The sequence below is a fragment of the Pseudomonadota bacterium genome, from assembly GCA_026388215.1.
Classification (GTDB): Bacteria; Desulfobacterota; Syntrophorhabdia; order Syntrophorhabdales; family Syntrophorhabdaceae; genus JAPLKF01.
The window spans coordinates 1-8,671 of record JAPLKF010000117.1; the positions used below are offsets into that span (position 1 = coordinate 1).

Below are 8,671 nucleotides of genomic sequence, written 5' to 3' on the forward strand. Positions count from 1 at the left end.
CGGGTACAATTCCATATTTTTCTTTAAGATGTATTACCTCTTCCTTTAATTCTTCCCTGATTTTCGCCGCTATTTCCGTTCCGCTTATGATTTTAGCAGACATGAACCCTCCGTGCATGATTTATGATGGGCGACCATCCCGCCTTGGGCGGGATTAGGACGACCGTTCATCCCTAAAATAGCGGGATTCACTAAGACGATGGACGCTATAGATTTTTCGTCCCTCGTCCCTCGTGTGTTATTTCTCCTACTTCAAGGTTCTCCCGAATATTCCATACGCATCGGCAAGTGCATGGGATGATTTGCTGAGAGAGAATATCGTTTCTCCCGCCAGATCACCTTTCCAGACCTCTTCATCGTCTCTAACCATTCCTGTTATCTCAATACCTTTTTGCATTGCCACTTCTCTCAAACTATTACTCTCTTCCTCTTTAACCCTGTTTATAATTGTATATCTTTCCTTTATGTTCAGGTGTAATTCCTTTATAAGGTCAAAAATTCTGCTTGCCGTTAAAATCCCCCTTGGGGTCGCGTCAGAAATCACATACAATCCATCTACATCCTGCGTTACGAGTCTGCTGATATGTTCCATACCTGCTTCATTATCCACTACTATATAGGCATAACTATCCTTCAACGCATCTATGTATTTCTTTGCAAGACTGTTTGCCGCACAATAGCAACCAGGCCCCTCCGGTCTTCCCATTACAAGCAGGTCAAATCCCTTCCCCTCTATGATTGCTTCGTGAACTTTATATTCAAACCAGACATCTTTTGTTATGCCTTGCGGCACATCCTTCTTCATTAACTCCCTTGCATCACCAATGGTAGTATGAACTTTCACACCAAGTACCTCATTCAGGTTTGAATTGGGGTCAACATCAACTGCAAGAACCGGCCCATCCTTTATTTCCTCAACAATATACCTCACAAGCATTCCACCAATTGTGGTCTTGCCAACACCTCCCTTGCCTGCAATTGCTATAACCTTTGGCATACAATTCTCCTAATAGTAGGGAGTAATCCCGCCACGAGCGGGACTACTGCATACTGTTAACTGTCTTATCTTTTCAACCTCTGTCCATCAGCCTTTCCATAACCTTCGGGAACAAATGCTGGTCGGTGTGTGGAAGGAACATGGCTGCTATAAACTCGTCCATGAACTTATGCGTGTCCGAAAGTTCAATGTTCGTCATAGTCCTCGCAATTCTTTCTGCTTCACCTAAAAACCTTTTCGAGAAAGAGAGCAATCTCGCACCGAGAAGAGAGCCATTCCCCACAAATATAAAACTTTCCAGGGGCAACTCTGGCAAAAGTCCAATTACCTGTGCCTTTTCAGGGTCTATATAGTGCCCAAAACCGCCAGCAATAATAACTATATCTATGTCAGCAAAAGCAAGACCAACATTATCAAGGAGTACCTTGCATCCTGCATACATGGCAGCTTTTGCCCGTATCAGATTGTCCAGATCTATCTCTGTGATTACAATATCCTTATTTATCTGAGTTTCGGGTGCATAGCTTATCACATATTCATAGCCACTCTCGCCTTCCCTTACCCTTTTTGTTGGTAATGTCCTTTTAAACTTACCATTTTGATCTATCAGACCCGCCTCAATAAGTTCTGCAACAATATCAATCAAACCAGAACCACATATACCCATCGGTTTTTTCCTTCCAACAGTCAGTATCATGGGCTCAAAGGTTACCGGGTTGATTCTCACCTGCTCTATGGCGCCTCTTCCTGCCCTCATGCCAAACTTAATACCACCACCCTCAAAAGCAGGCCCGGCAGAACAAGATGCACACATGAGCCAATCTTTGTTACCGAGGACTATTTCACCATTTGTGCCTATATCCATAAACAGGGCAATCTTATCCCTCTGAAATATTCCTGAACCAAGAACCCCTGCCACTATATCCCCTCCAACATAGGAAGCTACACATGGGAAGATATAGACATATGCATGTTCCTCAACATCTACACCAAGGTCTATTGCCCTGACAGGAGGAATAAACGTTGAGACAGGGGTATACGGTGAGAGCATGATGTATTTAGGATCCAAACCAAGGACAAGGTGTGTCATTGTAGTATTTCCAGCAAATACAAGATGTGATATAGAACTCACATTAATTTTGCTTATATCAAGCAGTTCTCTTATTATCCCATTTATAGTTGCTACTACAACCTTTTGAAGCCTCTTCAGTCCTCCCTTTTTACGGGAATACATAATCCTTGATATCACGTCTTCCCCATAGCTAATCTGGGCATTATAATCAGAGGATTCCGCAAGTGTGCATAATTCCCTTCCGTTAAGCACCTCTACCTTCTTAAAGACACTGCAATGAACAAGGTCCAGGAGTTGACCACAAATAGTTGTTGTGCCAATATCTATCACTATTGAATAGCTTTCATTCTCTGTATTTCCAGGCTCTACGTGAATTAGTTTATAACCTTTTTTTGTAAGGACCACTGTTGCTGTGGCTTTCCAATTTGCATCTCTCAGGGTGCTGCTTAATTTTTTAAGGACTCTGAAATCTACAGAAATATCATCAATATCATACCTTTTCTTCAGTTCTCTCGTTAACCTTCCAAGATCTGATATATTATCCTCGATGGATGGTACCGGGAGCTCAACATATTTTTTAAACACTGCAGGGTCAGCCTCCCATTCTTTCACAAGCTGCTCTATATCAGAGGTAGAGAGAATATGGGGTGCTTCTCTTTTTCTTTCAAGGACAGTCCTGTCTACCTGGGATTCAAGTGGCACCTCAACAACAGCATCTCCATGGACAGTGGTCATACAGGCAAGTCTTATACCTGCATCATACTCCTTCTGTGATATCTTTGGGTGAACAGGCGAATAAGCATCACCCTCAATTATCTTTATCCTGCACCTTCCACAATCGCTATTCCCGCCACAAGAAGCGTTTATATGGATACCTGCCTTCATTGCTGCTTCGAGTATGTTTTCACCATCTTCTACTAAAAAAAGCCTGTCTATAGGGAGAAATTTTAGCTTATATCTGGTCATTTGAATCCTCAGTCCCATAATTTTAACAGATTATCCTCAATTTTCAACAAATTATATTCTTATCTTCATACACTTTTATGTTCATTATTATAAACTGTTCCTTTTTATACCTGAAAAAATCTTTTTCTCTAACCAGAATATATTGACAAGTACATATATATATCTTAAAATGTTCATCATAGTGAATTATGTATAATGCACCCGTTTTAAAAAAGGCAATCGAGGTAATCAAGCTTATAGTAAAATATAACAAACCTCTCGGTGTTACAGATATTGCAAAAAGACTTTCAATTAGTAAAAGTACAACCTTTGGAATCTTAAAAGCCCTCGAACAAGAAGGCTTTATAGTTAAAGACAAACCCACAAAAAAATACACCATAGGTAAAGAATTATTTGAGCTCTCAAAAAGGTGCTTAAGAGGCGGAGAATTAATCTCAATTGTAAAACCTTTTATTGAAAAACTCGTAGGCCTTGTGGATGAAACTGTTTTTTTTATTGTGAGAGAGGATAATATAGCTAAAGTTCTGGATGTAACAGAAGCAAAAAAACCATTTAAGATTTCCTCCCCCATAGGTACAAAACTTCCCATTACAGCAGCAGCTCCAGGTAAAATTTTCCTTTCTCAAATGGACAACAAAGACATTAAAATCTTCCTGAAAGATGTGGGATTGCCCAAATATACTGAGAACAGTATTACAGATATTGAACACTTCATCAGAGAGATTGAAAGGACAAGAAAAATGGGTTATAGTCTCGATTTTGAAGAGTACTTAAAAGGGATAAGGGCAATAGCAACCCTTATCTACTCAAACGGTTTTCCAGTGGGTGCAATCCTAATAGTTGGTTTTACTGATTCAATGAATGATGAAAAACTACCTGAGATGATTCATCACTTAAAAAACACAGCAGAACTAATTAACAACAGATTATCCTATTTTCACTCAAAGACAAAGGGTGCGTAAAGGATTACAGGCTTAAGGCTACATCACGCTATATTATATAAATGCATACTGTCCTTCCACCTTGCCAGAACAGTGTCCTTCACACCATTTAAATCATCCACTGTAAGCCTGTCTATCATTTCTTCGGCTACTCTTCTCGCATGAGTCATAATATCCCCATCCCTAACAATATCCCCTACCCTGAACTTCGGTATACCTGATTGCCTCACACCAAGCATGTCACCCGGTCCTCTTATTTTCATATCCTCCTCGGCTATTTTAAACCCGTCTGTTGTCCCTTCCATGACCTTTAACCTTCTGGTGGCAATCTCTGTCCTTCTGGTTGATGTTATTAACACACATTTTGAAGGATATGTTCCCCTTCCAACCCTGCCCCTCAACTGGTGAAGCTGTGAAAGACCAAACCTCTCTGCATGCTCTATCACCATCATGGTTACATTTGGGACATCTATTCCAACCTCAATTACCGTTGTGCATACCAGAACATCTATCTCCTTATTCTTAAACCTGAACATTATCTTTTCCTTCTCCTCAGCCTTCATCCTCCCATGGAGAAGCCCTACTCTGTATGAAGGAAAAACTGATTTTTTGAAATAGGCGGCCATTTCCTTTGCATTTAAAAGCTCTATTTTCTCTGACTCTTCAACCAGGGGATACACAATATAAGCCTGATGCCCCTTTTTTAATTCATCTTCAATCATTCTATACACAGCAAATTTATCTTTATCTAAAAATACCTTTGTCCATATCTTCTGCCTTCCCTTTGGTATCTCATCTATAACAGAAACATCAAGATCACCATATACCACCATTGAAAGGGTCCTCGGGATTGGAGTTGCAGTCATTACAAGGGTGTCAGGAAAAACATCTATTTCCGATTGCCGATTTCCGATTGCCGATTTCGGAATTTTATCGTCCCGCGTCCCGCGTCCCACGTCCTTCGTAGTCAATCCTGACCCCTGAATCCTGACCCCTGACCCCTTTTCTTTTAAGAGTTTTCTCTGTATAACCCCAAATCGATGTTGTTCGTCAATAATCACCAAACCAAGCCTTCTGAAGTTTACATCTTTCTGAATAAGTGCATGGGTCCCCACTATTACCGAATATTCTCCCTTTTTTATACCCTCAATAACCCCCTTTCTTTCTTTTCCCATATTTCCCCTTAAAAATACGAGAGGGATACCCATCCACTCAAAAGCTTTGTGGATAGTCAAATAATGCTGTTCAGCAAGTATTTCTGTAGGTGCCATAAAGGCAACCTGATAGCCATTGTCTACTGCAATACAAGCGGCTAAAATAGCACAGACCGTCTTACCACAACCGACATCTCCCTGCAAAAGTCTATTCATAGGCTCAATATGGGCCATATCATGTTCTGTTTCCCTGATCACCCTCTTTTGCGCCAATGTCAATTCAAATGGCAAGCTACCTTTAAACTTATTATAATAAATACCATCTGACTTAAAACTTATACCCCTCTCCTTCTTTATCTCCCCTTTCTTCATCAGTAATGCAGCCTGGAACAGCAAATATTCTTCAAATATAAGACGTTGTATGTATTTCTGACGAATATTGCTTTCAAGTAAGTCATCATCAGGGAAATGTATCTTGAAAAATGTCTCATACAGGGGGGTAAAACCATAAAATTTCTCTATCTCCCCGGGGAGAATGCTTTTCACATAAACTCCATAGTCTTCAAAAACCCTTTTTACAAGATTTCTTAAGGTTCCCTGTTTTACCCGATCAATCTCCGAATAAATAGGCACTATCCCCTTACAGTTCTCTATTTCACTTTCATCGCCCAAGATGGTAACTTCAGGGTGAATCATCTGAAGCTTTGTTCCATATCTGCTTACCCCTCCCGAGAGCAAGAGTATATTGCCTTTCCTACAGATATTTCTTAAATACGAAGAAACCCACTGAAACCATTTCACTGAAATATTACCAGTCCCATCATCCACAATCGCTTCATACGCCTTCTTCCGTGAATGACGGTAAAATAATGATTTAGAGGTTACCACCTTCGCGATCACAAGGGCCTTCTCCCCTTCTCTTAACTCGTTTATTTTACGTATATACCTCTTATCCTCATATCTTATCGGTAAAAAGTAAAACAGATCCTCAACGCTTTTAATCCCTTTTTTCTCCATCTGCTCTGAAATTTTTGGACCAACACCCTTTAAAAAACGAATCGGTGTTGTGAGTAAGTCATTTTTCTTTCCCATTTTGAAATTTTATATTACAATATTCCCGCATCCTTTTAAAGACAGTTATGAGTTCGGAGTTGGGGGTTTAAAGTGATAGATTCCCGCTTTGCTGGACTCCGAACTTGTTGGCGGCAATTATGGAAATAATTAAAAGTGCTTATATAGGACATACACAGATCAGCATAATTCAAGGCGATTTGACCGAAAGCGATGTTGATGCTATTGTCAATGCGGCTAACTCGTACTTGCAACACGGGGGAGGCGTGGCTGGCGCTATCGTGAGAAAGGGTGGCGATATTATACAGGAAGAAAGTAACAGGATAGGATATGTGCCAGTCGGTGGATGCGCTATCACAACAGGTGGCAAACTGAAGGCAAGGTATGTCATTCATACAGTTGGGCCACGGTGGGGTGAAGGAGAGGAAGAACTCAAGCTCAGAAATGCCATAAAAAATACATTGATGCTCGCAACAGAAAAAGGGTTCAAAACCCTTTCAATGCCTGCCATAAGCGCAGGGATTTTTGGTTTTCCAAAAGAAAAATGTGCACAGATAATAATAGATGAGACAATAGCTTTTATAAAAAATAAGGGAACACCCTTAAAAGAAATAAGGTTTTATCTCATGGACAAAGAGATTATCGAGTTCTTTAAAAAAGAAATGGAGAAACCTGTCTGCCAGCCAGGCAGGTCAGAAGAGGACAGGTAAAAATGTGCGGAATATTTGGAATCTTTAATCACAAAGATGCTGCGAACATTACCTATCTTGGTCTCCATGCCCTCCAGCATAGAGGCCAGGAAAGCGCAGGGATAGCGAGCATAGATGGGTATGCTATGCGTTCCCATAGGGGAATGGGGCTTGTATCAGACGTCTTTAATGAAGAAATACTTCAAAAAATAAAAGGACATTCAGCGATTGGACATGTGAGATACTCAACAGCAGGTTCAAGCGATCTTAAAAATGCACAACCCTTTATTGTTGAATACTTAAGGGGTAATCTTGCTATCGCACATAATGGAAACCTTACAAATGCCAGAATTATAAAGGACGAGCTTCAAAACAACGGTTCTATTTTTCAATCTTCAATGGATACAGAGGTTATTGTTCACCTGATAGCCCTTTCTCATGAAAATTCAACACTTGACAGGTTAATAAGTGCACTCCGGAGGGTAGAAGGTTCGTATTCCCTCATCTTACTAACGGACAAAGAGTTTATAGCAGTAAGGGACCCTTATGGATTCAGACCACTCGTACTTGGAAAATTAAAAGATTCCCTGGTTATCTCAAGTGAAACGTGTGCCTTCGACCTCATAGAAGCAGAGTACTTAAGAGAAATAGAACCAGGTGAAATCCTTCATATAAACGAGGATGGAGTAAAAGTATATAAACCCTTTAAGAATGTAGACCCAAAATTTTGCATATTCGAGTATATCTATTTCGCAAGACCTGATAGTTATATGTTCGGCAGGACTGTATATACTGTAAGAAAGGCACTTGGAAGGGAGTTGGCAAGAGATACCTATGTGGATGCGGACATGGTTGTACCTATACCTGATTCCGGGATAGGAGCTGCTATTGGTTACGCCCACGAAACAGGAATACCTTTCGAGCTCGGTCTTATAAGGAACCATTACGTTGGCAGGACATTTATAGAACCGGAACAATCTATCAGGCACTTTGGAGTGAAATTAAAACTTAATGCAGTACACGATGCAGTGAGAGGTAAAAGGGTAGTTGTTATAGACGACTCAATAGTGAGAGCAACGACAGGTAAAAAAATAATAAAGATGCTAAGGCAATATGGGGCTAAAGAGATACATTTCAGGGTCAGTTCTCCTCCCACAGCATTCCCCTGTTTTTATGGTATAGACACAAAGACAAGGGGGGAACTCATCGCATCTTCTCAAACTGTGGATGGGATAAACAGCTACATGGAGTCTGATACACTCCAGTATCTCACTATCGATGGAATGAAAAGGGCTCTGGAAAATGGGGAATACACATATTGTGATGCATGTTTTTCCGGTGAATACCCATCAAAATTTCCTTTGGGTATGAAACTCGAGCAGATGGAATTATTTGTCAAGAAATAAATGGGAAATCCTGAAGGGGGATAACCAATAACCAAGCACCAATAACAATATAATGACCAATAACCAATTTTCCAATAGTGAAACAGTGTCAAAGGCAGTCAGTTTTGGTCATTGGGACATTGATTATTATTTGGATGTTGGAATTTGGTAATTGGTTATTACCTTTACGGTTTAACGAATATCCTGGAGGATAGAATGGACGAAAAAGGACGGCTACTGAATATTTTGAAAAATCTATCTTATGAAGAGGGCGAATTTATACTGAAAAGCGGAAAAAAAAGCACTTACTATATCGATGCGAGGGAAACCGCATTGAACCCTGAAGGCATGTACCTTACGGGTAACATTATGTATAAAATGGTGCGTGAAATACCT

General features: G+C 40.3%; 8 protein-coding genes. 4 read left to right on the forward strand and 4 right to left on the reverse strand.

Translation table 11 applies throughout. The features are described from left to right. The 3 genes from NTU69_06760 to NTU69_06770 all read right to left on the reverse strand — a co-directional run. Window positions 1-103 (reverse strand): bifunctional 5,10-methylene-tetrahydrofolate dehydrogenase/5,10-methylene-tetrahydrofolate cyclohydrolase (locus NTU69_06760; protein ID MCX5803217.1); only part of this gene is annotated, 103 nt, incomplete at its 3' end. Between the two features lie 144 nt (window positions 104-247). Continuing rightward, entirely contained in the window at window positions 248-997 is a 750-nt protein-coding gene (locus tag NTU69_06765) for an AAA family ATPase (GenBank protein ID MCX5803218.1), read from the reverse strand. Between the two features lie 73 nt (window positions 998-1,070). Next, window positions 1,071-3,035, reverse strand: a complete 1,965-nt coding sequence (locus tag NTU69_06770; protein MCX5803219.1) for an ASKHA domain-containing protein — start codon at window positions 3,033-3,035, stop codon at window positions 1,071-1,073. Between the two features lie 188 nt (window positions 3,036-3,223). On the opposite strand from NTU69_06770, the gene NTU69_06775 reads away from it, so the two are divergent. Beyond that, entirely contained in the window at window positions 3,224-3,997 is a 774-nt protein-coding gene (locus NTU69_06775; protein MCX5803220.1) for an IclR family transcriptional regulator, read from the forward strand. A 23-nt stretch (window positions 3,998-4,020) separates the two neighbouring features. Here the strand turns inward: NTU69_06775 and recG are convergent, their stop codons facing one another. Beyond that, window positions 4,021-6,222 carry an ATP-dependent DNA helicase RecG gene (gene recG / locus NTU69_06780; GenBank protein ID MCX5803221.1) on the reverse strand — a complete coding sequence of 734 codons (2,202 nt, stop codon included), beginning with the start codon at window positions 6,220-6,222 and terminating at the stop codon, window positions 4,021-4,023. A 119-nt stretch (window positions 6,223-6,341) separates the two neighbouring features. Between recG and NTU69_06785 the strand changes: the two genes are divergently transcribed. From NTU69_06785 to NTU69_06795, 3 genes are all read left to right on the forward strand, one after another. Further along, window positions 6,342-6,911, forward strand: a complete 570-nt coding sequence (locus NTU69_06785) for a macro domain-containing protein (protein ID MCX5803222.1) — start codon at window positions 6,342-6,344, stop codon at window positions 6,909-6,911. Between the two features lie 2 nt (window positions 6,912-6,913). After that, complete coding sequence (gene purF, locus NTU69_06790) at window positions 6,914-8,296, forward strand: amidophosphoribosyltransferase (protein MCX5803223.1); 1,383 nt, start codon at window positions 6,914-6,916, stop codon at window positions 8,294-8,296. A 195-nt stretch (window positions 8,297-8,491) separates the two neighbouring features. After that, the coding region (locus NTU69_06795; GenBank protein MCX5803224.1) for an orotate phosphoribosyltransferase at window positions 8,492-8,671 on the forward strand (180 nt) is incomplete at its 3' end.